This window comes from Acetobacter sp. A11-2, from assembly GCF_040208445.1.
Lineage (GTDB): Bacteria > Pseudomonadota > Alphaproteobacteria > Acetobacterales > Acetobacteraceae > Acetobacter > Acetobacter oryzoeni.
The window spans coordinates 516,015-540,639 of the sequence record NZ_CP157843.1 but is presented as its reverse complement, the minus strand read 5'-3'; the positions used below and the strand labels follow the sequence as shown (position 1 = coordinate 540,639).

The following is a 24,625-nucleotide window of genomic DNA, read 5'->3' as shown; positions in this document are numbered from 1 at the left end:
CAGAGAGTTAGCTTCACCGAAAAATCTTTACCTCATCCAGAAAAGCCATAATAGCTGAAGGTGCAATCTTGCCATGCACGAAAGCCACTAGCCCGCTTTTTTGGATTCCATCATGGTTTGCCAACTTTTTTACTTTCATCACACACTCTAAGGATTATTCCCCCTGCTTGAGCATCTCGACTATCTGCTGCAGCATTATGGATATGGAATTGTCACCATCATTGTCATGATGGAAAGCATGGGTTTGCCCTTACCGGCGGAAACCTGCATTATCACGGCTGCCCTTTACAGCCTTAAAACCCACCATCTGGGTATTGAAGGCATTACTGCAGCCGCAGTTCTGGGTGCCATTATCGGAGATAATCTGGGCTATCTGATCGGGCGCCATGTTGGGCTGCCGCTTTTACAAAAACACGGCGCCAAAATTGGCCTAACGGCTGATCGCCTCCTGGTGGGGGAATATCTATTTCACCACCATGGCGATGCCATTGTTTTCTTTGGTCGCTTTATCTCTGTTGCGCGCGTGTTTGTGGCATTGCTGGCAGGCGCATGCCAGTTGCGTTGGCCGCGCTTTATGCTGTTCAACGCCCTTGGCGGCACTTGCTGGGCTGGTGGCTATGCTATCGGCACGTACATATTGGGTAATCAGATCACCAAATTGTCTGGAACAGTCGGAACATGTGTGGGTGTTATAGGGGTTATCTTTATTATTGGGAGCGCCGTCTTCCTTAAAAAGAATGAGAAGAAACTGATGCAGCGCGCCCTTGCCGAAGCAAAAACGGGACAGTTCCCGCCAGCCTGAACGGCATATGCTGGCGCTGACCTAGAAAATTATACATTTTTACCTTAAATGCCTTTGCCTCTGCTCGCTTTTTAAATTCCATTGGTAAACACGTAAGGTAAAGAAAGCATATAATATGAGATGGTTCAGATCCCGCCTGATATGCCGCCTTCTTGGCCACAAATGGTCACCTTGGCAGCGAGAAAATTCATGGGGCAACAAGACTGAATTTTTGCACCGCCACTGCCTGCGGCATGGATGTTTGGCTACTGAGAAAAAACGCAAATATCTCATATGACGATTACCTCACCAGACCGCCTCTCTAATCCTGAGGGTCGAGCATGGCTTCGCGCCGCTCTTAAAACAGTCAATGCTCCTTTACCTTCCGAGGCCACACCGGAAGATATGGTAAATTGCATCCTTATGGATCATCATGACATTTCTTCTGCGCTCCTTGTGGCTGCATTGATCGACGAAGTGCCAGGGAGAACGCTTGCAAATATCGTTAGTAAAAATGTTTTTAGTTATAACGAATTGAATATTGCAATGGAGCGTATCCGTTCTGTTGGCGTCGACGTAACGAAGACAGAGAATGGCAAATGGATCAACGAAATGGCAGGATTTGAGATGGAACGATCTATTGTCTAAAGCAATCAGTATTCTTGATGCTGTCGGGCATAGCTTGCGGACACACTAAAAACGTGGACATCAATACTACAAAAAATATCCTACGGCAGGCGGACAACACGCTGAAGCAGGAAGCATTGGGAGGGCTGCTTAACAACAGATACATCCCAGAACCATCGGCCTTCAGGCCCGGGAGCATGTCAGGAGGATCATGATGGGACTTCCATCTTTGACAGTCACGAATTTGAGCCGAGCGAAACGCCTTAAGCGGCGTGGATTTAACGCAGTGCTGACACTTGAAGATCCGGCTTGCTTACAACGGTACCGATTACGTTTTCATAAGAAACCTGCCCCCGAACATCTGATTCTGCGTTTTGAAGATATTGACGATGATGAGTATGATTATGCCTTGGCAACGGAAGATGATGTGAAGGCAATTATTAAGTTTGGGCGTAAGCATGTAGAACACAACTTGCTAGTTCACTGTTTTCATGGCGTGGGCAGATCCGGTGGTGCGGCATTGATAATTCTGACTGACAGACTTGGAAACGCGGAGACTGCGCTGGGGACTTTGCTCGCAATACGCCCTGAAGCAATCCCTAATTTACGTATCGTCCGATTGGCAGACGCGGTAATGAGGACGGATGGTGCTATGGTTGCAGCATTGAATGCCTGGACGTTAAGAACACCTTCTGTAGCAGAGTTCAGGCGTCAGAAACGAGTGTTTTTTGAAGAAAACCGTAACCTTTACGCTAAAGCTGCGGCTTTATAGAATTGTTACATATCATATAGCAGGCTGGAAACATGGCAAAAGAAATGGCTATATCTCCAGATGGCTTTGTTGCAGAAATACAAGGAAGGGGTTTCCTTGGTGAATCCAGTATGATAGCTGGTTGTCATTGAGCAAACCGCCCTGCCCTCAGTATTAGACGACGAACTGGTTCACGTATAATCCGGCGCTAAAGAAGCACGGTTCGCTGACGGCCTATCTGTCAGGTTGTGAGACGTCATTGGGATGATGTAGCGTGGGCGATACCGCGTTATGCTTCGTTGTTTTCTTCCGTTTGCAGGGAGACCGAATGATGCTTCAGATCCACCCACAGGCACGCACGACACCGGCTGTCCGGGCTGAGATAGCTCGTTCGTCAGAACCGACATCCGTGCTCGCCAGACGCTACGGGATCAGCGATGAAACAGTCCGCAAGTGGCGCAGGCGTGGTTCGGACGCCTGTCAGGACCGCAGCAGCCGTCCCTGGAGGCTGGCCTGGAAAGCCTCGGAGGAGGAGCGCGCCATTGTCTGTCAGCTTCGGCGTTCTACCGGTTTTGGTCTGGATGATCTGACCTTTGTCTTACGGCATTTCCTGCCGCATCTGAACCGGGACAATATCTGGCGGATACTGAAAGACGCCGGATTGAACAGGCTGCCTCCTGTTCCAAAGGCCGGACCAGTTCGGGGACAGGGAAAGTTCCGCGATTACGATCCCGGTTATGTCCATATCGATGTGAAACATCTGCCAAAATTACAGACAGCAGATGGGGACCGGCGGAAACGTTTTCTGTATGTCGCCATCGATCGCTGTTCCCGTTCAGTGCACCTGGCTGTTTATGACGCGGAAAATGCGGATAATTCCGTTGATTTCCTCAATGCCGTCAAATCGGCCTTTCCTTTCCGGATCACCCATATCCTGACCGATCGTGGCTCCTGCTTTACAGCGGACGCCTTCGAAAAAGCCTGTCATGACATGGGAATCGACCGACGCCGGACCAAGGCTTACTCCCCTCAGACCAATGGAATGGTGGAACGCTTCAATGGCCGTGTCGCTACAGAAGTACTGCAGGTCTGTGTCTCAAACCATGAAGATCTGGAAATTCTGCTCAGAGGCTTCTGTTTCGCCTACAATCATCGCCCGCAGCGTGTTCTGGGCGGCATCGCTCCCGCCCAATGCATCATCTCATGGCTTGAAAAACATCCCGCGTCACGTAATCAAGACTATATCAAACCGGCTGGTCGTGACATCATGAAACAGGTCGACGAAATCCTTGATTACGCCAATGACGTCTCACAACCTGACATCTAGCACTACAGGTACATTTTATGTCGTGCTATGAGCACGAATAGCGTTGGTCTAATGTGTTCGTTGAAAGACGGATCATCTGAGGCCGTGAGTGACGGGCAGTTTACGTTGGGCGAGTTTTACGATGCAGTACCTGATTTCCTGAATGGATCAGAGGAAGAGGGTTATCGCATCCTGAGGAATGTTTTTTCGTTTTCAGCGAATTTGCTTGATAAAGGACATCCGCCATGACGGCTAGGCGAGTATGGCCAGAGAGACATGCCGGTGCCAGCCATGTTAAGAACGGGTTTCGTTATGATCAAGATCGAATTCGTTTTGGTCGTCTCAAATTCCTCTTCAATTCTCTAACGTGTATCTTCGACGTTTACCAGTTTCTGCATGATCCCCAGCGGCGATGTTCCGGCGGATTGGCAGACCACGTGTTCATAGTCCGGGGCTGGAACAGTCAAATTCTTCAGGATTCAGGTCGGCCAGCGGAAGATATGCTCAGTCATAGGATCGCTCGCCCTTTGTGACGCTGCCCGCTGACAGACGATGCCATGCCCGATCTGGCAGTTCGTGATTTTGCTCGCAGACCCGATATACTGTCGCCCCACATCGTGGGATGTGTGACGTTTCTTCAGAAAACTGGTCTCATCGATGACCAGCACGTCACTTCAGTGCCCAGATGTTCAATCATATGATTCCTGACGACATCACTAAGGGCATCGGCATCCCATTGTTCACGACCAAGAGGCGCCTGTTGCCGCTACGGACCGGGATCGCCAGCAGCTTCCGCACGCCTCCATTCCGTTTTGTACGGTTCATTGCTGATCAGGACATCAAAGAAGGCACATGTAGAAGCCGCAACACGCTTCTACGTAAACAGCAGAATAATCCGCTCTTTGACCGCACGAAACCCAGATGCCCATAGATTCAGAAGTCACCATAAAATGCAACTGTAGTGCTGGTGTCAGGTTGTGAGACGTCATTGGCGTAATCAAGGATTTCGTCGACCTGTTTCATGATGTCACGACCAGCCGGTTTGATATAGTCTTGATTACGTGACGCGGGATGTTTTTCAAGCCATGAGATGATGCATTGGGCGGGAGCGATGCCGCCCAGAACACGCTGCGGGCGATGATTGTAGGCGAAACAGAAGCCTCTGAGCAGAATTTCCAGATCTTCATGGTTTGAGACACAGACCTGCAGTACTTCTGTAGCGACACGGCCATTGAAGCGTTCCACCATTCCATTGGTCTGAGGGGAGTAAGCCTTGGTCCGGCGTCGGTCGATTCCCATGTCATGACAGGCTTTTTCGAAGGCGTCCGCTGTAAAGCAGGAGCCACGATCGGTCAGGATATGGGTGATCCGGAAAGGAAAGGCCGATTTGACGGCATTGAGGAAATCAACGGAATTATCCGCATTTTCCGCGTCATAAACAGCCAGGTGCACTGAACGGGAACAGCGATCGATGGCGACATACAGAAAACGTTTCCGCCGGTCCCCATCTGCTGTCTGTAATTTTGGCAGATGTTTCACATCGATATGGACATAACCGGGATCGTAATCGCGGAACTTTCCCTGTCCCCGAACTGGTCCGGCCTTTGGAACAGGAGGCAGCCTGTTCAATCCGGCGTCTTTCAGTATCCGCCAGATATTGTCCCGGTTCAGATGCGGCAGGAAATGCCGTAAGACAAAGGTCAGATCATCCAGACCAAAACCGGTAGAACGCCGAAGCTGACAGACAATGGCGCGCTCCTCCTCCGAGGCTTTCCAGGCCAGCCTCCAGGGACGGCTGCTGCGGTCCTGACAGGCGTCCGAACCACGCCTGCGCCACTTGCGGACTGTTTCATCGCTGATCCCGTAGCGTCTGGCGAGCACGGATGTCGGTTCTGACGAACGAGCTATCTCAGCCCGGACAGCCGGTGTCGTGCGTGCCTGTGGGTGGATCTGAAGCATCATTCGGTCTCCCTGCAAACGGAAGAAAACAACGAAGCATAACGCGGTATCGCCCACGCTACATCATCCCAATGACGTCTCACAACCTGACAGCTAGGCCGTGTCGTCAGTTAAGCAGAATAACGATTGAAACGAACCGCACGGTCGCGCGGAAGGTTGATTTCAATTTATCGTAACATGTTGCGGTAATGAAAAACACATTGATTTTATTGGATAATATATCAACAAGGTTTCACTCCATGTAAATGGTAAAGTCGGTTTCCCTTGATGCGCCTTGTTACTTTTTGGCGGTATGACCGGCGGAATCCCGCGCTCTGTCAGCCGGTCGATTAAGTCTATCTGCATCATTGCTTTATCGGTCAGAAAGGCATCAGGATCGATGTCATCGAGCATCGGTTCCGCCCGACTGGTGTCCGCGTCCTGTCCCAATATGATATAGAACTTCACCGACTTCCCGAGTGCATCGCAGGTAGCCTGATCCTGATCCCCTTTTTTCAGCACGCCCACGCTGTGCTGGTGAGTCTGGACGATCGCTCTGTCAACATCATGTGTTCCTTGTCATGATCCGCAGCCAGATGGCGTAATATCCTTTCGATCACACCACTTTCGCACCAGCGGCGAAGACGTTGGTGCACGTTTTTACCAGTCCTCGAAACGGGCCAGAAGACCACGCCAGTCTGGCTCCACGGTATCGGATGATTATCCCAAACGTATCGTTTCTAGAAAACTGGATCGCGATACTTGGCGTGATATTCCGTTGAGAGGCTTCCGCCTCTCCCCGTCCCAATGGACTTGAAAGCACCAGCATGAACCGCTGCGAAAATTGCCACCTGTCATTCCTTCCTGCTATGCAAGAAGTAACATATTACCGATTACCCCCGACTCTTCCGACTACCCACCAGAAATCCGGCACAACATGATTTCCATTGAGTGCGCCGATGCACTATGCCGAGACTATGACGATCTGACTCGATAGGCACGGGAATCCAGTCGCTATTCCGACCCACCAGCAGAGATTGTGACCTCCCCGTCCCTGCCCTCAATCAATCACTGGCAAATTACCCGAGTTCGAACACCGGCCTAGTTCCGGCCGAATGGATGCAATTTCATCTAGTCCTTGGCCCATCCGACTGCCTATTCATCTCCACGCCGCTGGAACGCATCGACCCGACCGGAAAATGGACATGGTCAAAGAACCACCTGTCCTGTTGCTCCGACCGGCTGATCCACTGAAAGAAGCCGAACGATAGGCCAGGGCACTCAACAGTCCCCCGTGAAGCTACGTCCACCTCGGCTATCAGGTTAACTTTACCCACTCCATAACTTGAAAGATGATGTTTTTCCCTAAAAAAATTCGGCAACTGCGTAACCAAATTTTCGGAAGAGGCGTTACCAAACGTCGGAATCAACCCGTTACCAAATTTCGGAAGGTGCGTAACTATTTTTCGGAAGTTATGGGGGGGCACACTCAACCGAGGTTCGAAACAAAGATTTTTTCAAACCGAATTTGAAACGATTTCTACGCGATTTTTAGGTTCTCGATTTCTGCTTGAATGCAATTTAAGGCAGAATCCTAATGTATCGTACGGTACGATATTGTACGCTTTATACAAGTTCGTTTAAATACTCATCTGTATCCTTGACCGGATGCCGATTGAGGTAATCCGTTCTGACTGATTGGCAAACCAGATCCCGGCGTTGGAACATGCCGTGACAATGTCTTCGTATGTGTCCCATACAATACCTCTGGGCCTGTTCTGTCACAGATAGTTCCAGACGTTCTCTATGGTGTTGAGTTGCAGGCTATAGGGAGAGATCGTGAGCAGACGGATGTTACCAGGGACGGCCAGCATCGTGCTGGGCTGGTACCAGCTGGCCCCATCACGAATGAGGACGGCCACAGCTTCCGGCTCGACTTGGGCGCTGATTTCCTGGAGATGAAGACTCATCATCCCCGTGCTCACGCCAGACGGTACCCCTGCCCGGGCAGATGGTCTCAAAAAGCCACTTAGACTAACAACGGTTGTCCTGCATCATTTCCGGACGCAAGCCGACAGATGCCCAAAGGTGAGCGTGAGTTCCCTGCCCCCGGCCTTGCCCTGATACCGCATCTCTATTGCCCTGCCGTTGGTGTTGATTTTCACCGAGAGAACTGATGACGTAGACAACTCGCCATGGTTCTAAAAGGATACTAAAGAGTTGACTGCCCAGATGAGGGAAACCATGATGCATCACTTAGTCCGCATCGGCGTAGATACCTCGAAAAAAGTGTTCCAGATCCACGGCATGAATGCCGAAAAGCTGGGTGTGCTGAGCTGGAGACTGAGCCGACATCAGATGATCGGTTTTTTCGAGAAACTTCTACCGACAATGATTAGCATTGAAGCCTGTGGTGCTTCCCATCACTAGGCCAGAATCCTTGACGCACTCCGCCAAGATATGCGGGTGATGACGCCACAGCCTGTCAGATAGACTTGTAACGGTTTTGTGCCGGTCATCTGGGCGTTTTAAGTTCGTATCAGGAGACCGATGAGACCATGAAACATACGGAAGAATTTCGCAGTATCGGTCGACTAATCTAACAACGCCTAAAGCGCAGACGAACCTCGCTCGGGAGTATGAGCGCCTTCGTCTGGAAAACCGTGTCCTGCGGGAGGAGAAGGAAATATTAAAAACGATCTCGGGAGTATGCTCGCCTGTGCGGCATAGAAACAGGTCGTGCTATTGATCCAGAACAGGAAGGCATGCTCCAAAGCCTGAATCAGGTTCGCCAGTCAGTCAGAACAGATCACCTCAATCAGCACTCGGTCACAGGTACAGGTCAGTATTCAAACTAAACTAGTATAAGCACCTAGCGTTATTTTTATAAAGAGATGTAAGAGGGGCAAGAAATTTACCATACCTGAAAAAATGTCTATTTTCTGCGCTTTTTCAGAATAATTTGGCGGATGGGGTGGGATTGCGCAAAGATTTATAAATCAATGCGTTACAATGGAACACGCACAAAAAAAGCAAAGCAAGAATCAATAACTTAAACTGATTTTGGCACACGATTTCACGATCACGAAACTACTTTGTTATATTTTCTGCTTGGAAAATATATGGTAGCACTCAGGCATGGAGACTGCCAAACAAACCCTAGAAACAGACAAAGAAGTAGAGCCTGCGCCCCAAACTACTTTGTTAAGGGTAGATTGGCCCTCCTCCTTTCCAGAATGTTTTTTCCATGTTCCATGGAATGGTAACACAGACGTCCCGTGTTGCTTAGCTGCGCACGATCTATATCCTATCGCCAAGAAGCATATGCTTGTGGATGAACAAGAAGCTATTCGTGCGGCGCGACAAATCATTGATGAAATACACGATGAGAGAATATTTGATCTGATAGGCGAATATGTAAGATTTGGCAGAACCACAAAAGTCTTGGCACCTATTAAAATACCTGGTGTGAATACCAATGCTCTCAGCATGGTTTATGCTCAAGCTACAGCAAACATTTTTGGGTATGAGGTTGAAGACAGGGTTTTCCAGATTACATCTGAAAAGAGAGATAGAAAAATTGATCCAATGTTAAGGTTAGCTTTGCCACCTGTTTTTGCGGGAGAAATCGAGGCTGGAGCTGACTATATATTGATTGATGATGTCTTTACCACAGGAGGAACTCTTGCTGGTCTTCGTGGTTATGTCCATAGACACGGAGGAAATGTCATCGTATGCAGCACTCTCGCTGCTGGTACACGTGTAACACGTGAAGCTACCCGATACGACAAACGACAAATGGGAGTTGCGTTAGCTCCCACAAATGCTAGGGTACGTGATCTACGGAATGCATTGGGTGATGAATATCACGCAGTTGATTCTGTTTTTTGTGAAGGACTAAAGTATGGTTTGCAACAGCTTACAGAGCAAGAAGCACGCTTCGTCTCTAACCAAGCTCGCACCATCAGAACATGTGGCGAAAGCGTTTCTGACTGGTTCGCAGGGAAAATCCTTGCGGCAAGAAGTCCAGAAATTTAGAAAGCTGGTGGAAGAAGAAATGTCTGATTGGTCACCACGATCTCAACAAGATAACGGCACACGTTATCGACGTCGTGCTTAAACCTTTCCCTCTCCTCTTACCGCCCAGCTTTATAGCTGGGTTTTTTTTGTTATTTGGCTCGCTGTAAAACTACAGTTTTATGCATGCATGCCCCATAGGTTTGGAGCATGCACAACCAGATATGGGCTACCCGTAGGTAGCCCGGAATAATCAGCCAGCCTGCACAGCGGCATTAGCGGCATCGAGCTGCTTTTCAGCAAAATCCCATTCATCTGCTGTCGGTGCGCGGCCTTCCTTCAGCGGCTTCAGCAGTGCAGAAATATCTTCCACAATCACCGGGCCGTTTTCGACAAGAGCTTCAACCGCAGCAATGGCAATGCTTGCATAGTTCATGATGGTTTTTCCTTGGTTTTCCGCCATTTATGGCAGTTAACAAAAAAGGCCACTATCATTACTGCTGATAGTGGCGATCCGTTTTCCGTCTCGGCCGGAAATGTTACTTGCTGGCAGGTAGCAGCTTGCGGGCTGCGTCTAGGGCATCCTGTGCGGCCTCAACCGCAGCTTCAGGCAGCGGATCACCCTTCGCCGCGGCATCATCGAGCGGCTTGATCTGGTCATGCGCGGTCTGGAACGCCGGCTTCAGCTTTTCCACCACAGCCGGATCTGCGGCCGGGTTCTTTTCATAGTCAGCCGCCAGCTGGGCTGCTGCGGCGTAAGACAGGCTCAGGCCGTAAACAGACTGCTGGCGCTGCACCAGCTGATCAGATCCACACGCCATCAGGCTGGTGCCAACCAGACCAAGCAGCGTGACGCCGGCCACAGCAGAAGCCGCGCTGCTTTTCTTGGGGGCGGATTCTGCTGTGGAAGAAGCAATGGCAGATGTTGCGGCCGCCAGAATGGTGCTGGCCGGCACGGCATCGGCAATCACCTTTGCAGCCGTAGGGCCAATATCCTTATGGGCCGCCACAGCATTCAGCGCCTTTTCCAGATCCGCCTTGTTGGCCAGCAGTGCTGCAATAATGCCGCTGTTATCACTGCCCAGCAGAGGCAATGCTGCAATCAGCATGGCGGCAGAACCACCGGCCGGAATCACATTAAACCATGTGGCCACCAGATCCCCCAGAATAAGGGACAGGGCAAACAGCGTGGTGGGCTGGCGCAGATATGCGCTGATACGGGACAAGTTCATGGATCTACCTTTCGGGCACGCTGTGCATGCCCTGTATGTGTGAAAATCTGGGGTTTGTGGCTGTTCAGCCCTGTGCGCCGCGCAGGCTTACGGGCAGCGTGTTGATGTCCACGTCTTCCACCAGCAGGGCTTGACCATTGCGAGGTGCCGGAATGCACAGGCCGTGTTTTTCCAGCCGCTCTACAATCAGATCAGCCAGCCGGCTCAGTTCGCGTTCAGTCATGAACATGATGTCGCTTTCAGTAGGAATTTTCAGGAATCGGATCAGCTGGCCCACAGCTGCCATTCGGCACGCCGCCGCAGCGTCAAACCGGCTACGGTGATCAACTGGCCGTTGCGGTGCATGTGGTTCCACAGCAGCAGCTGATTGCGGGCGGCATTCCCCTGCCCTGCGTTCAACAGCTTCAGCAGTGTGGATCCCGCCAGCGCGGGCAATCCAAGGTTGTAGGTAAAGTCCAACAGCGCGGCCTTCTGGCCGGGTGTCAGCGGCACACGCACCAGCCGCAGGATCTGCGGTAACAGCTTGGCCAGCGTGCCTTGCAGCAAGGCGTTGGCGTATTCGGCCGTAATGGGTGCGGTGCTGGATGTTACGGCGGCCCCGTTGGCCAGAAACCGGCTGCCATAGCCGATTGTCCAATACCCGGCCGGGCACACATACGGGCACAGGCGCAGGCCTTCAGACCGGCGGCACAGATCTGCCGCCAGCAGGATTGGATCATTCATCAATTTTCCGGATACAAAAAAGGCCGCTCAATGGCGGCCGGAGTAGAAACAAAATGTGATTGACCAGACTCGGACGGTCACATTTGATGAGGCGCATGACGCCTACTGAGAAACTTGTTCATAATGAGCGGCTTAAGCTACGCGCTAATGCCCTCAATACTTTGGGAACATCCTACTTCACTATCGGTGCGTTAGCTCCATTAGTGAATTTATCGTTTGGAAGTCCTGCACATACACAGCCATGGTATATATATGTATTGTTCCTAGTCAGCTTTAGCGCTGGTGGAATAAGGTTACATAAACTTGGCCAACAAACGTTGAATGGATTGATAGGATGACAACAACAGGATGGATTGCATTTATCTGCTTCCCCCTCGTATCCGTAGTTCTTATTGAGATATGGAACCGCCTTACGGTCAAAAAGCTGTAAGGCATCCATATATCCGTTCAACATGGACGAGTTTACAGGTGATCTGGCCCGGATTAGTCCACCGGAGCACAAACCCGCAGAAAACAGCCCTTTGCAGTGGGCTTATACGTTGGCAGGTTTTCGTGGTCAGGTTTACAAAAGCCGGTTTTCGGTTGTCACGGGTGCATATGCTGCAACGCCTGGACAATCCCGCTGCCCAGGGCAGAGCCAAAAATAACCAGGCCGCCATTTACCCAGGTCTTGCGGTTGTTGATCCGCTGCAATTCCGTCCAGATATTGGCAATGCCAGTTTCCAGCGTGCTGAACTTGCCGTTCACGCTGGTTTCAAACGCAACAAATTCATCCTGCCGCACCACATCATCAGGCATGACACTCTTCCTTTCAGGCATAAAAAAAGCGGCTTAAAGCCGCTCGGTAATGGTGAAGCTGGTCTGCTGCCGCAGGGCAGCGCCATAAGGGTTGCTCAGATCTCCGCGCTGGATGCGGCCAAACAGGCTGCGCAGGTTCAGCGTGGGGGCATCGGCATCCGGATCAGGCACAAACAGCACATTGGTGCCAGATGCGCCCAGCAGCAGGATCTGCTCCAGCACCGGCACATCCGCCAGATCCAGAGATTCGTGATCCACCACAGCCTTGCGCCGCATCCATGCGGGCGTGACAAACTCGGCCCCGCTCATGCCGGTATTCACCGTCACGGAACTGTCCAGCCCGGTAGTGCTCTTGGTGCTCATGTTGCGCACCGGCTGCCACACCGGCCCGATATAGGCCAGAGACAGGGAAATATAGCTTTCCGATACACTGCCATTGCTGGTGACGGTGATCTTGACCGTATCGGCCTGAATGTCCTGCGGCGCCACATGCACCATCTGCACCGGGCCAACACCACCCAGCGTGGCAAAGTTTCCAGAGGCGGAATACACCGTATTGCCGCCAGAACTGGCCACAAGCTGCCATGTTGCGGCTTGGCCAAGGTTGGTGCGCCCTACAAAGAAGGCCCGCATGGTCTGGTTACTGCCCCATTGCGCCTGAAACCATGCCGTTTTGTTGCCATCCCCAACAGACCAGAACGCCGCCGTGGTGTTGCCCTGGTCTGTAGCCAGCTGATTGGGCGAGAAATCCTTGGCGGCCGAAACGCCTGCATAAAATGAAGCTGAGCCGCTAAGGCTGGCGGTCTTGACCAGATTATTCAGGCCGAAAGCACAATTCTGCATCAGACCAGCACCGTCAGCACGCACTGGCCTGCGCTGGAGCCACGCCAGCTTTCACCCACAACCAGACCGCCCAGGCCATCGCGCAGGCCGTCCACATTGGCAAACAGCACAATCTCGTCCCCCATTTCAAAATCAAACAGGCGCTCAAACGGCAGCGTGACGTAAAATACGCGCCGATCTGCCACCGTCCACAGGTTGTTGATGATATCCGCCACCACCTGCGCTCCGGCCTGCGTGCGCAAGCTGGTGAGCACTTCGGGCGGGCTGACCACTTCCACCGTTGGGCTATCCGTGCCCACAGTCACCGCGCTGCGCTGTGTGCGCAGGGTTGTCAGCTCTGCTTTCGGGCTGAGCGTGCTGGTGCTCATCACCGTATAATTGCGGCTGTAGGTGCAACGCCCGCAGGTGAGAGGCAGCGCCAGTTCGGACGGCAGATCTGTTTCCTTGATATCAATCACTTCATCAGGCAGCACCGCCAGCTTTTCCCACTGATGCGGCGCGAGTTGCAGAAAGCTGTCTGTAATGCCGATCAGCTTCAGCGTGCCGTCCCGCGCAACAGCCAGCTTGCGCATACTGCCCTGCAAGAGCGCGGTGATCATGTCATTCCCGGTATAGCTGTCAGAGCCATCCCAGAACGCACCGGCGGCACTATCCACCTTGCCGAACGGATCTGCCCATGTGCTGGAAATGGATGCCGCCGGTATGCCGATATCCTGCACCAGCACCTGCCGCACGATATCCGGCAGGCTGGAAACATACGTGCCATCAGGCATCGCGCCAGTGGCCCAGCAGGTAATGGTATAAACCGGCGTGCCACCCAGCCGGAAAAACGCGCCCCGGCTGGAACTTTCCACCACATAGGTGCCTGCGGCCGGATCTGCGGTCGTGATATCACTGACCATGCCGGCATATGACCAGCTGCCATCTGTGGATGTGGCAGACCAGCTGCCCAGCACACCGCCTTCCAGCACGGTCAGATCCGGCTGTGTGCCCTGCGTGCCCATCCAGAATGGCCCATCAGACACCTGATAGATCTGATTGACGCTATCCACACAGACCGGCGTGATATTGAAGGCATAACCGCGCAGGCGCGGCTTTACCCGGCCTGTCAGGTCTGATCCACCTTCCACGCCGCCAGTGCCAGCATAGGTTGCCAGTGGCAACTGGCGCGAGAGCACGGCAGGCCCCGAAAGCGTGAGAGTGCCTTGCGTGGCTCCGGTGCGCCATGCGGTGGCGGATCCGGTAAACAGAGGCTGGCACGCAGAGAGTGCAGGATCTGACCACCAGCCGCGTGCCATGTCATAGTTGCGCAGGCCGGTCAGGATGGACAGATCTCCGGTGTGGTTGCGCACGTTCATGCTATCGGCCACGCCATCGGACAGATTGACCGTAAGCTGCCCGAACGATTGCGTCATGCTGCTACCGGAAATTGAAATATCCAGTTCCCTGTCCACGTCAGGCAGGCTGGCTAGAATGGGCGGATATTTCGTGCCGGTGGCAACATCCACATACCCGCCAGAAGACAGGCATGTGGTCGTGCGGGAAGCCGCCGGCCCGAAGGCCAGCGTTCCCAGAAAACAGCGTTGCTGCATTATGGTGATATCCCGTTAGTCTGCAGCTTTGAGGTTCTGGAACCGTGTTTCCGCAAACAGGTTATTCGTGGCCTGCAGGATCTGCTGCAAAATGCTGGCCAGCGTGGTGGTGCTGTCCTGCATGATGTCCCGCATGGCGTCTGCTGTCAGGGCATCCGTGCTCATGCTGCCCAGAGATTTCAGCATGGTCAGCACCGCCTGATAGTCTTCCACATACGCGGCCCCTCCCCCGTTATATTTCTGGGACAAGGACAGATATGTCTGCATATCGGTCTGTAGGGATGCCAGAGCCGTGCTGTTGCCACCCATGGCCGCCTGGTAATCCGTATGCAGATTATCGTTAGCGGCCTTGTACTGATCCTCAACAGACAATGGCGAGGCATCAGACGTATTCAGCCCTTTTGCGTAGGACAGAAGATTGCTGAACACGCTGGAAACCTGCTCGGTGGCCTGATCCTGATATTCCTTTTGCTGCTCTAAAGCCTTTTCCTGATACTCGGTTTGTATCTGAAGGCGCTCGGCAGCCTGTGTTTTTTCAAGATCCGCCAGCTGCTGCTGGTAGGTCACATTGTCCGCATAGTTATCACCCAGAAAGCCCCGCCAGTTCTCCTGCAACTGCTGGATTTCCTGTGCGGCGGATACCTGCTGATTGAGCAGATCTGCGCCTTCCTGATCACCCGTGGCAGACAGATAACGCGCCTGCACGGACTGATCAGATTGCGAAAGCGTGGTCTGCTCATTGGCAATCATCATGGCCGCAATGGCATTGCCCTTATCCAGCAATGCCTGGGCATCCAGACCGTAGGATGCTGCCGTGTTGGCGGCGTCCTGGTATTTCTGCTTCAGGTCATCCACCTGCTGCATCAGGCTTTCGGAACCCGTGGCCGTGACATCCAGAAGCCCTGGCATTGTGGTGCCCACAAATTCCTCAATGGCCTGAAACTGGCTTTGCAGATCATCCGTGCTCAGCGTCTTTCCATCCAGAGTGGAAAGAGCCTTGGCCATATCCCCGGTGTAGCCGTTGAAATGATCAACGGTCACATGGGTGCTGTCATCAAACTTTGAAACAGACACTTTCATGCTGTCCAGCGCATCCGCCAGGGTTTTCAGGCTTTCCAGATCCTGCGTGAACGTGCCCACGCTATCGAAACTGGTCGGCATGAGCTGCTTCAGCTCCTGCTGCATGGTGGCGTCTGAACTGGTCAGATCCAGATCAGGCAGCAGATCTGTCAGGCTGTATGTTTTGGACTTCTTGCCTTTCTTAGACCAGCCAACCTTGCCAATGGTATCCGTGTTTGTGGCGGAAACCCCGGTATATCCAAACACATTGTTGATGTTGTCCAGATCACTCTGCAGGCCGGACGCCACGTTATCATTGCCGTGAATATGCTTGTACACATGGCCGCTGATATCCAGCATCCCATCGCTGCCTACGGAAACATACTGATAATCCTTCTTCCTTTTGGCAAAGAGCTGCGACAGAAGATTATAGGCCATATCACCAATGCCGAAGGCCGCACCTGCCATGCCCATGTAAGAGCCGATGGAAGAAACAGCACTGCCAACACTGCTGAATATCCCGCTGCCATCAGCCGCCTTGCCAGAAAACAGGTTTTCCAGACCTGAAAACATGCCGCCACTTTTTGCGGCCGATCCAGCTGGATTGCTGATCTGGTTTTTCACATTCAGGGCTTCCCATGGGGAATAGGCCCAGCCGGATGATGTGATGTCGTTCCCTTCACCATATCCGGACAGAATGTTGCTGGCACTGGAAGAGCTGCTTCCTGCGCCAACTTTACTAAACAGATTGCCCAGATCTGCCAGCGTGGTGCGTGTGCCGCCATCAATGCTGTTGAGTAGAGGATTGATCAGGGCAAAGCGTGCAATCACGCTGGCAACAGATGCTTCCACACCCTGCAACATGCTTTTGAAAGACATGCCTGCCGATGTGCCCTGCAAGAATCCTTGCACCACGCCATCAGAAAGCTGATCCGCCATATCGCTGATGGTGCCGGTGAAATCATCCATCACCTGCTGCTGGTGCTCATACTCGGTAGAAGCCTCAGCAATTTTGGTGCTCAGATCAACATAGTCCTGCGCTTCCTGTGGCAGAACAGTGCCGAACTTACGGTGCTCCTGAATTTCAGCCTGCATGCGGGCTAAAGCAACGGAACGCTCATCCGCATTCTGGCCGATACTGGCGGTCTGGGCCTGTATCATGCTCAGATTGTCCTGCAGGCCGCTATTCTGCTGTGCCTGTTCAAACCGGGCCTGTGCGTCTGTCTCGCTGTTCAGCGCGGCCGTGCGGGCTTTCACCGCTTCGGCAAACGCCTGCGATTTCGGGTCGAAATCCTCCAGTGCCTCATTATAGGCCTGCTGATAGTTTGTGGCATGCTGAATGGCCTGCTCGCTGGATCCTGCAACAGACAGCATGGCCGCCTGTGCCTGTGCCTGCCGCTGCACGGCCACCGTGCCATCGTCATACGCGGCAGCAAGCTGCTGCTGCTTTGCCGCCAGGGCTTCTGACAGAGCCGCCTGATCCACACCTGTGCCACGAGCTTCAGTGCCAAACTGCGCCACCACTTCCGCCATGCTGCGCCAGTAACCACTTTGAGCAGAAAGCCCTGCATTCTGGTCTTTCATGCCCTGGGTGATCTGTTCCTGCGGGCTCAGGGTATTGGCCAGCTGGATACGTGCCTGGGTGATGCGTTCGCTGATTTCCTGCCAGCCCTTGGATCCAGCCGTCTGCGTTTTCAGCAGATTTTGCTGTGACTCAATATAGGCGCTGATTTCCGCACGGCTTTGCGTATAGCTGGACGTGCTGAAGCCACCAGCTGCATCCGCTGCGCCACCCGTGAGAGACTTCTTATCATCAATCACGGCCGCAGAAGTGGCATGATCCACAGGCGCAACGCTGGTGGCCTTGCTCACCCTTTGATCATACTGATAACCGCCGCTTTCCTGCAGCGCGATCTTGCGCACCAGATTGGCAATACCATCAGTCAGATTAAAGCGGCCGCTTTCCTGCTTGATCAGCGCATCGGAATCAGATGGCAGCTTGCTCAGATCCTGCCCATACACGCTGGACGCATACTGGCGACCGCCAGCAGAACCCACCTTGAAGCCACCATACAACGCCAGAGCGTTATCCAGATTTCCGCCTGTCTGATGCAAGAAATTCTGGAAGCGCGTAATGCCCTCATCCACATTCCCCTTGGCGGTGCTGACATCATATTTTGGCGTAAAGGCGGTATTCACCTGCATCATCCCGACCATTTCGGGATGCTTGTCATTTCGCAGAACCGTGGTGCCCGCCAGACCGCCTGTGGTCTTTTCCGCAGGAATGGGCAGAGATAGAAGAGACGTGATGCTGTTGAGCAGCTTGGTGCCCATTGCCAGCGCCAGATCCTGAATGGCGTCCACAAGCGGTGATGTCTGCTGGCGCAGCTTTTCCACAGCTTGCTGGAATGGTGTCAGACCCTGCTCGGTTGCATCCTTGGTGCTGGCCGTTAGATGCTGCATGACAAGCGCATACGCCTTGCCTTGCTCACCTGCTGCCTGAAGCTCTTTCACCTGCTCCACAAGCTGGGCATCCACGCCCGGAAGGTGCTGCTGGTAAAGCGCCTGAATTTCGGCCGTGGGATCCACCATGGCAGTTTGCACCGCCTTCAGCCCATCTTCCAAAGAGCCAAAAACAGCACCGGCATCTTGTGCCACCTTGGCGAGTGCCTCAATGTCGGACGTGCCACCCGTGAAATTGTAGGTGCTGCCAATGGCTGTGGCTGCCTGCCGGGCCGTGGTTTTATCCCACCCCGGCATCTTCTCCAGACTATCGGCCGCAGAAGTGATGCTGTCAGCCATGTTATTGGCATCAGAACGGGTAGCCCGCAGCTGCTGGCTCAGTTTGGCCAGCTTGCTTTCTTCCTCTTCCGCATACGCGCCCATCTTATAGAACGCTATGCCCGCAGCACCTGCGGCAACAGCAATGCCGGCTGGGCCTGTCAGGGCATTTTTAAGCATGGACAGGCCTGCGCCATAACCACCGCCACCACCTGCGATTGCAAGGGCATTGGGTGCTTCATAGAACAGTGCCTGCAACGGATTGCCGCCTGCCAGCACCATATCAAGGAACTTATGGGCATCATCCATAATTTCCGTGATCTGATAGGCTTCCAGCTTGCCGGATTTGGTGGATTTCTGCTGCGCTTCATCAAGATCGGATTGCGCTTTAGCCGCTTCCAGCAAGGCATCCCTTTGCGCCTGTAACGCCTCAACCTTGTCCTTGGCATCCTGCACAACGCTCTGCTTGATCTGCGGATCCAGCTTGTCATCAGGAACGGCGGCAGCTTGCGCCATGACATCATCATACCGATCCTGTGCGGACATAAGCTGCAACATGACCTTGGCCAACTGGCTGGCCGCACGCCCTGTCCGTAAAAAGCTGGTTGCGCTCTTATCCAGGCCAACCTGCAAGCCTGCGTTTATTTCTTGCGACACATTGCCAATATCGGACAACTCACCCGCAACAAGGCCTGCATCGCTCTTGATGTCGTTCAGGCTTTCCCTGAGCTTGTCCTGCTCCTGTAGGGTTTCAGACAGATCCGGCGCCTGAATATCCACTGTGCCAGAAACATCAGCATGCACATCTGGAGCCGTCATACCGTCCAGAGCAGCCTGTCCAGCCTCAGCCGCACGCTTTGCCGATGTAGTCAGCTGGTCATAACCCTGTGCAGTTTTGCCAAGAGCCTGCGCCCGGCTGTTTTCAGCTTCGCAGATACCATTCAGCAGGGCATTTTCTTCACCAAGCTGACCATTCCATGCCTTCTGGCCTGTGGCCGCAGCCTGTAGATTGGTCTGAACCGTTTGCAGTTTCTCTCCAACACGACCAATCCAATTTTCTACCTGATTGAGATTTGTCTTAATCTCAGAGGTATCCAACCCTTCATCTGTTGCTTTCTGGAGATCTGCCCGCAGGCTATCACGCTGCGCACTCAGATCCGTCAGCGTCTTGGTCAGGGTTTTCAGGCGGGAAACAGACTGCGTGCCCAGCTTGTCAAAAGAGCCGGCTGCTGCATCAGCGCCTTCTGCCAGCGTATCAGTGGCAGTTTTTGATGCTTTCCCCACGTCGGACATGACATCGGTCAGTGTCACGCCCTTTTCGGCAACCGCATCCAGATGATCGCCAGCACTTTTTGTCGCACTCTCGGTCTGATCAACTGCCGTGATCTGAACCTCTAGCGATTCAACCAGATTTGTGTCTGCCATGGGAAACCGTCACTTTTCTGTCAGGATCAGCGTGGGGTAGAGCATTTGCTCACCTGCCTGCCGATCAGCACGCCTGCTCACGTAAGCCGCGTGCTTTTGTGTCCACTTTTTCTCTTTTTTGTCCCACGAAATACCTGAAGCGATCCCTGCACCACGCAGGATATAGGGAACAGGCTCACCACGGGCATCATGTCCACCCTGCTGGGGCTTGAAGGCCCGCAGCGCATGAATGCGCTTGAAGCGGTTCATCAGCGGCCTGCGCACGGCCTCCACAATCCCCGGTGGAACGCTGATGCGCTGCCCACCCACTTCAATCTTGCGGGCATAGGGCATGGTGTTCACAATCCACACTTCTGCACCCATGGGGATCTTGCCCGGTGCATCCGTCCAGGCCTTGCCGTCCACCAGAACAGCCCAGCTTTTACGGAACGCACCACTATGGGCTGGAGACCGCTTGCGCAGTTCTTCCAACGCCCAGACAGTGGCCGCGCCAATAGTGTTGAAAATGTAGGTGACATTCCCGCCATTGAGCTTGGCAGCTTCTTCCGGAAGGCCGAGCTTGCCATCCACACGCCGGACATATTGCGCCGATGCTGCGCCAGATTGAATGAGATCATCCCGCTCCTTGCGGATCCTGTCCCCTACAATCTTGTGCGCGGTCGCACTGGTCATGTTCCGGTTGATGGCAACCCGCATGGGTTTTTGCAGACGAGCAGCCCAACTCATTTTTTCATCCGCCTTTTCATGCGTTGCGCCCAGTCTTCAATGAACACCCGATCCATGGCGACAATGCAGCGATCTAAAAGCGCCATTTCGGCATGCGTGTAGCCATGATGCTGCGCCCAGGCCTGCACCACTTCCCACGGGATCATGCCGGGGCTGCTTTCAAAAACTGTGGCACCTAAAGCCACACTGAAACCTTGTGGAAAACGCTGGCGTGATGCGGAAAGCCGATGCCATGCCCGCCAGATCCACATGAACTCAGGCTGTGGATCCACGCGGGCATGTTCCTCTGGAAGGTCATTCCAGAGATCTTCGTCATAGCTTCCCCATTCAAGGTGCCATGCCAGCGCTCTGGTCAGTTTCCCTCAGCTTCCTCTGCATGCTCAGAGGCCTGCGTGGTCACAAGGGCGGCGGCTTCCCAGCAGGCAGACATCAGTTCCCGGTAATCCGGATTGCCAAGAAGTTCCTTGAACTCATCGACAGTAACAGGGTTTTTCTTTTCCCGGTCATGATGCAAGCCTTTGACATCCAGCACGAGGAAGTCCCGCAGTAAGTCTGCGTTGATCTGGCGGCGCACGGCGTTGGGAATGGCAGAAACATCACCACGGAAGCGTTCTGCCGCTTTGCGCAGGCGCTGTGCCTGGGCATCCACAAACTGATCGGTATAACCACGGCTTTTGATTTCAAGACCAGGGTATTTGTCGATTTTTACCCACTTTCCATCAGCAATGGCGGCGCTATCGGTTTTCAGGTCAGCAAGAGAAAGCATGGATCTACCTCAATAAAAAAGGCCGCACACTGGCGGCCTTGTTTGAAAAGAAAAGAGAACAGAAAAAACGGAGTGATCAGGAACTGACGCGTGTGATCGCAAACGTGCCACCGCCTGGAATGGGGTTTGCCGTGACGGAAACGGTTGCCACCACAGTGGAATTTTTCCCAGAAATCGGAGCCTTGGGATTACGGATAACGCCGTTCAGAACGGTGAACTGATACCCAACGCCATCCCTGCCCTGCACACCAACTGTCACAGGGCCTGTCTTGCCGTTTTTCCAGTCTGTAAACTGCTGATAATCCTTGAAGAAATAAGTGATTTCCATGGCAGCCTTGAAACTGCCAAATCTGATACCACACGCACCGACATGGCCCATGCCGGTATCCTGTCCGGAACTGTCACGCGAAAGGGTAATGGTGGCAGACTGAATACATCCCGCAGGTGCATTTCCGAAAATGCTGCAACCCATAAAGCCTTCTACCGTATCAATCAGCGGTGTGGCCGTACGTGGGGTGACAGATGAGGAAATATCGGATGTGGACACAGCCATGTCCGAACCCAGCAGATCAATGGTGACTGTAGCTGGCTGGCTTTTTTGCAGCGTGATCTGCACCTGATTGACCATGGTGCCAGAAAACAGCCGCCAGTTATTGGCAAGTTTTTGCCGGAACGTGAAAGCCTTCCCGAGCTTCCCATTCAGAATGCTGGGAATGAAATACGTGCTGTTCGCCCCAAGCTTTACCGAGCCAGTGCCCATCACTCCGTAGCACTGCTTCAAGAGCGGGGCTGCGGAATTCAACATGCCGTTGCCAAAAACAAAAACCGCTGAATTGGGGACAGAAACGGTATCAATTTTGGTATAAGGCACGTTTATTACAAAACCGCAGTCTGGATCAGAAATGATCAGATTTCCTGCAGCAGGAAATTTTTTGGCGCTGGTCACGTCTGCTGTTTGCAGACAATCTACGCCATCCATAAAGGAAGTGTCAGAGGCATGCAGAACATCACTGCCTGGATTGCCCATTGAAACGGCATTGGCAGACCAATCAGCCCCCATGATGCCCGCCAGCATATCTTCATACGTGACAACGGACATAATGCCTGAAAGACTGCCCTGTGTTGTGCGGCCTGTCAGGACAGACTCCGCCATTTCCGGAACATCATTGATTTCGTCAGGCTGTGCTTCAGTTTCGTTTACGTCCAGGGAAAAATCCGTATAACGCAGCGCCTGATATGCCCCGGTGGGTGGTGTGTTGTAAGTGGTCTCCAGCGCATAATCTAATGCGCTGGAATTACTTTCCGCACCGGCTGCATAGCCATTTGTGCCGCCTGTGTAGGCCATGATCACCTCAATAAAAAAGGCCGCTCACTGGCGGCCTGAATGCACGAAATATGGGAAATGTTAGCTGGCTGTCGTTGCCGTGCCACCGGAACTGACGACTGTGCCGCTGCTTACGGACACGGCACCAGAACTTGTGGAGGATGTGCTGCTGCCAGATGCTGCTGGCGCCACATCTGCCTTTTCACCCTGTGGTAGAAGCCCTAGACGGTAGCCGAAGAAGCGTTCCAGGGAGAGCACCATGCCTGCGGCATCCGTTGCCATGGATCCGAATACCTGCCCGCTGTCCTGAAATAGACCGGACGCGCCATCTGGCTGCGCCAGAACATCATACTGCTTGCCGCTTTCATCTGCTGTCGGCGGGACACTGGAAGGCAGACCAGACAAGGCCCGATAAGGGCAGACAGCCGTGCGGCATCCTGCTGGCGCATCCTTCTGGGCAATGGCGACAGCAGCAGAGGTGCTGTCTGCATCAATTTCAGTGGAAGCGAGTTCGAAAGTGCCCGCGTTAGGGCCGGTTTCATAAAGCGCGTAGAATTTCATGTCAGAATATCCTGATATTCGTAATCAATCCCCAGAGAAAACCGGACGCGGTTGCCGGCTTGGCTCAGATCTGGCGGATCAAACATATGGCCGCGATAGAGGATGCCCGTTGGCAGGTTTGTGGCCTGCCTGAAGGCCACGGACATGGCCTTGCGCAGTTCCAGAGCTTCCAGCGTTCCGGTGCCCTTGGGCACCATCAGATGCAGCCAGATGGTGCCGTTTTCCAGATCTACCGGCTCGCCTGCGCCTGCACGGTCTGCCAATCCGGATGCCGTTTCCATCACCCAATATGGGCCATCTGGCACGGTGATGTTCTGGCCTGCCGGATCCAGCAGTTTCAGCTTTTGGGCTTCAGCAACGGCCTGTGCGCGTGTCCAGGCATCAGAGAAGACTGCTGGCGTTGTCATGCGTCTCGCCTCCTGCGGCAATCAATGTCCAGCCGCAGACGGTTGGCCCATCATAAACGGGCTGCGCATCTGTCAGCGTGTATGTTTTGGGCCCGTCCTGCACCCGATCGTCCTGGGCAGGCATGCCGTAGTCGGAAAGCGCATCCGCCATGACCTGCGCCACGAATGGAGCCTGCGCCATGTCATTCGTGATCTGGGCAGACTGTGCAGGCGGTGCGTAGGCCATCAACGTGACGCTGGCCGTGCCATCTGCCCTGGACAGCACCATCTGGCGGCCTTTGGTGGAGATCTGGCGGCGGCGTGATTGCGTGATCCAGCCCATTACAGATGCGCTCCCCGATAGCTTGCAAGCATATCGGCCACCTGTTGCGGCAAACCGCCTGTGCCTGAAGCGATGTTCCAGCTGGTGGAACCCACACCTTGCACGCTTTCTGATTTCAGGTTGGGATCTCGCCCTGCCCCTTGCACCATGGCCGCAGCTGCCAGCACCGTGGCGCGTGAAATGGTCTGTGGCAGTGTGCCTTTGGTCACCGTGCCATCATCAGCAACCTGCGGTGGTGCGTATCCGGCCGTATAAACGGCATTATACACACCATGCTGCCACCTGCGCCGCGTTGGTGTGGGATGTGAGAGGATGCCTGCCCGCTTATCCAGAACGAGGTCTGAAAGCTGATCAGGCGTCCACTCCTGGCCGTTTCGGGAAATGGAGGAAATGGAAACCAGCGGCCGCACTGAAAGAACAATCTCTTTCAGCAGGTCGCCACCTTCAATGACAAATTCCTCTGTCCATTCTCCCGAAAGCAAGGGCCTGCCGATGTAATCCAGCACCATGCTGGAGGCATCCATCAGCTTGCCTGCCAGCATGGTATCTGTGGTGCCATCAATGATTCCCAGCTCCGCCTTCAGATCCGCCAGCAGGGCCAGCGGAACCACTGTTGACAGGCCTTCCAGCGAAAGCGTGTGCATGA

General features: G+C 53.5%; 25 protein-coding genes and 1 pseudogene. 6 read left to right on the top strand and 20 right to left on the bottom strand.

The window, feature by feature from the left end; translation table 11 throughout:
* Positions 1–238: 238 nt before the first annotated feature.
* The 4 genes from ABNV41_RS02615 to ABNV41_RS02600 all read left to right on the top strand — a co-directional run bounded on the left by ABNV41_RS02615 (position 239) and on the right by ABNV41_RS02600 (position 3,486).
* On the top strand, positions 239–802 hold the full coding sequence (locus tag ABNV41_RS02615; protein ID WP_250698116.1) for a DedA family protein: 564 nt from the start codon (positions 239–241) through the stop codon (positions 800–802).
* Positions 803–1,075: 273 nt separating this feature from the next.
* Complete coding sequence (locus ABNV41_RS02610) at positions 1,076–1,429, top strand: hypothetical protein (RefSeq protein WP_349934954.1); 354 nt, start codon at positions 1,076–1,078, stop codon at positions 1,427–1,429.
* Between the two features lie 190 nt (positions 1,430–1,619).
* Positions 1,620–2,180, top strand: a complete 561-nt coding sequence (locus ABNV41_RS02605; RefSeq protein WP_250698114.1) for a tyrosine phosphatase family protein — start codon at positions 1,620–1,622, stop codon at positions 2,178–2,180.
* Positions 2,181–2,490: 310 nt separating this feature from the next.
* Positions 2,491–3,486 (top strand): IS481 family transposase, encoded by a 996-nt coding sequence (locus ABNV41_RS02600; RefSeq protein WP_349935084.1) that lies wholly within the window; start codon positions 2,491–2,493, stop codon positions 3,484–3,486.
* 539 nt (positions 3,487–4,025) lie between these two features.
* Here the strand turns inward: ABNV41_RS02600 and ABNV41_RS14055 are convergent.
* From ABNV41_RS14055 to ABNV41_RS02580, 4 genes and pseudogenes are all read right to left on the bottom strand, one after another.
* A pseudogene (locus tag ABNV41_RS14055) lies at positions 4,026–4,402 on the bottom strand (transposase); the annotation flags it as partial.
* Positions 4,399–5,424 carry an IS481 family transposase gene (locus ABNV41_RS02590; RefSeq protein WP_349935083.1) on the bottom strand — a complete coding sequence of 342 codons (1,026 nt, stop codon included), beginning with the start codon at positions 5,422–5,424 and terminating at the stop codon, positions 4,399–4,401. The gene ABNV41_RS02590 and the pseudogene ABNV41_RS14055, both read right to left, overlap by 4 nt.
* A 162-nt stretch (positions 5,425–5,586) precedes the next feature.
* Complete coding sequence (locus tag ABNV41_RS02585; RefSeq protein ID WP_349935082.1) at positions 5,587–5,955, bottom strand: transposase; 369 nt, start codon at positions 5,953–5,955, stop codon at positions 5,587–5,589.
* Positions 5,956–7,184: 1,229 nt separating this feature from the next.
* Positions 7,185–7,388 carry a hypothetical protein gene (locus ABNV41_RS02580; protein WP_157668586.1) on the bottom strand — a complete coding sequence of 68 codons (204 nt, stop codon included), beginning with the start codon at positions 7,386–7,388 and terminating at the stop codon, positions 7,185–7,187.
* A 247-nt stretch (positions 7,389–7,635) separates the two neighbouring features.
* On the opposite strand from ABNV41_RS02580, the gene ABNV41_RS02575 reads away from it, so the two are divergent.
* The gene (locus ABNV41_RS02575) at positions 7,636–7,833 is read left to right on the top strand and encodes a hypothetical protein (protein ID WP_349934953.1); all 198 of its coding nucleotides are present in this window, start codon (positions 7,636–7,638) and stop codon (positions 7,831–7,833) included.
* Between the two features lie 900 nt (positions 7,834–8,733).
* A complete protein-coding gene (locus ABNV41_RS02570; RefSeq protein ID WP_349934952.1) occupies positions 8,734–9,441 on the top strand; it encodes a phosphoribosyltransferase in 708 nt (235 codons plus the stop codon).
* Positions 9,442–9,673: 232 nt separating this feature from the next.
* Here ABNV41_RS02570 and ABNV41_RS02565 read toward each other — a convergent pair whose 3' ends face one another.
* The 16 genes from ABNV41_RS02565 to ABNV41_RS02490 form a co-directional block, all read right to left on the bottom strand.
* On the bottom strand, positions 9,674–9,856 hold the full coding sequence (locus ABNV41_RS02565) for a hypothetical protein (protein WP_230455060.1): 183 nt from the start codon (positions 9,854–9,856) through the stop codon (positions 9,674–9,676).
* 103 nt (positions 9,857–9,959) lie between these two features.
* On the bottom strand, positions 9,960–10,652 hold the full coding sequence (locus ABNV41_RS02560; protein WP_349934951.1) for a hypothetical protein: 693 nt from the start codon (positions 10,650–10,652) through the stop codon (positions 9,960–9,962).
* 64 nt (positions 10,653–10,716) lie between these two features.
* On the bottom strand, positions 10,717–10,875 hold the full coding sequence (locus ABNV41_RS02555) for a hypothetical protein (protein WP_349934950.1): 159 nt from the start codon (positions 10,873–10,875) through the stop codon (positions 10,717–10,719).
* Positions 10,876–10,916: 41 nt separating this feature from the next.
* Positions 10,917–11,375, bottom strand: coding sequence for a lysozyme (locus tag ABNV41_RS02550; RefSeq protein WP_349934949.1), 459 nt, complete (start codon positions 11,373–11,375; stop codon positions 10,917–10,919).
* A gap of 585 nt (positions 11,376–11,960) precedes the next feature.
* Positions 11,961–12,173: a hypothetical protein gene (locus tag ABNV41_RS02545; RefSeq protein WP_349934948.1), complete on the bottom strand. Its 213-nt coding sequence runs from the start codon at positions 12,171–12,173 to the stop codon at positions 11,961–11,963.
* Positions 12,174–12,206: 33 nt separating this feature from the next.
* Positions 12,207–13,016 carry a hypothetical protein gene (locus tag ABNV41_RS02540; RefSeq protein ID WP_349934947.1) on the bottom strand — a complete coding sequence of 270 codons (810 nt, stop codon included), beginning with the start codon at positions 13,014–13,016 and terminating at the stop codon, positions 12,207–12,209.
* The gene (locus ABNV41_RS02535) at positions 13,016–14,608 is read right to left on the bottom strand and encodes a hypothetical protein (protein WP_349934946.1); all 1,593 of its coding nucleotides are present in this window, start codon (positions 14,606–14,608) and stop codon (positions 13,016–13,018) included. Before ABNV41_RS02535 ends, ABNV41_RS02540 begins: the two co-directional genes overlap by 1 nt.
* 15 nt (positions 14,609–14,623) lie before the next feature.
* Positions 14,624–19,873: a phage tail protein gene (locus ABNV41_RS02530; protein ID WP_349934945.1), complete on the bottom strand. Its 5,250-nt coding sequence runs from the start codon at positions 19,871–19,873 to the stop codon at positions 14,624–14,626.
* A gap of 9 nt (positions 19,874–19,882) precedes the next feature.
* Positions 19,883–20,599: a hypothetical protein gene (locus tag ABNV41_RS02525; protein ID WP_349934944.1), complete on the bottom strand. Its 717-nt coding sequence runs from the start codon at positions 20,597–20,599 to the stop codon at positions 19,883–19,885.
* Positions 20,596–20,871 (bottom strand): hypothetical protein, encoded by a 276-nt coding sequence (locus tag ABNV41_RS02520; protein ID WP_349934943.1) that lies wholly within the window; start codon positions 20,869–20,871, stop codon positions 20,596–20,598. The genes ABNV41_RS02525 and ABNV41_RS02520 overlap by 4 nt, the downstream gene beginning before the upstream one ends.
* Positions 20,872–20,951: 80 nt before the next feature.
* Positions 20,952–21,365, bottom strand: a complete 414-nt coding sequence (locus tag ABNV41_RS02515; RefSeq protein WP_339077063.1) for a hypothetical protein — start codon at positions 21,363–21,365, stop codon at positions 20,952–20,954.
* 76 nt (positions 21,366–21,441) lie between these two features.
* Positions 21,442–22,710, bottom strand: a complete 1,269-nt coding sequence (locus tag ABNV41_RS02510) for a phage tail tube protein (RefSeq protein WP_349934942.1) — start codon at positions 22,708–22,710, stop codon at positions 21,442–21,444.
* Positions 22,711–22,770: 60 nt separating this feature from the next.
* Positions 22,771–23,250, bottom strand: coding sequence for a hypothetical protein (locus ABNV41_RS02505; RefSeq protein ID WP_349934941.1), 480 nt, complete (start codon positions 23,248–23,250; stop codon positions 22,771–22,773).
* The gene (locus ABNV41_RS02500) at positions 23,247–23,657 is read right to left on the bottom strand and encodes a hypothetical protein (protein WP_349934940.1); all 411 of its coding nucleotides are present in this window, start codon (positions 23,655–23,657) and stop codon (positions 23,247–23,249) included. Before ABNV41_RS02500 ends, ABNV41_RS02505 begins: the two co-directional genes overlap by 4 nt.
* Entirely contained in the window at positions 23,632–23,979 is a 348-nt protein-coding gene (locus tag ABNV41_RS02495) for a hypothetical protein (protein WP_349934939.1), read from the bottom strand. Before ABNV41_RS02495 ends, ABNV41_RS02500 begins: the two co-directional genes overlap by 26 nt.
* Positions 23,979–24,623, bottom strand: a complete 645-nt coding sequence (locus tag ABNV41_RS02490) for a hypothetical protein (protein ID WP_349934938.1) — start codon at positions 24,621–24,623, stop codon at positions 23,979–23,981. The genes ABNV41_RS02495 and ABNV41_RS02490 overlap by 1 nt, the downstream gene beginning before the upstream one ends.
* Positions 24,624–24,625 lie beyond the last annotated feature (2 nt).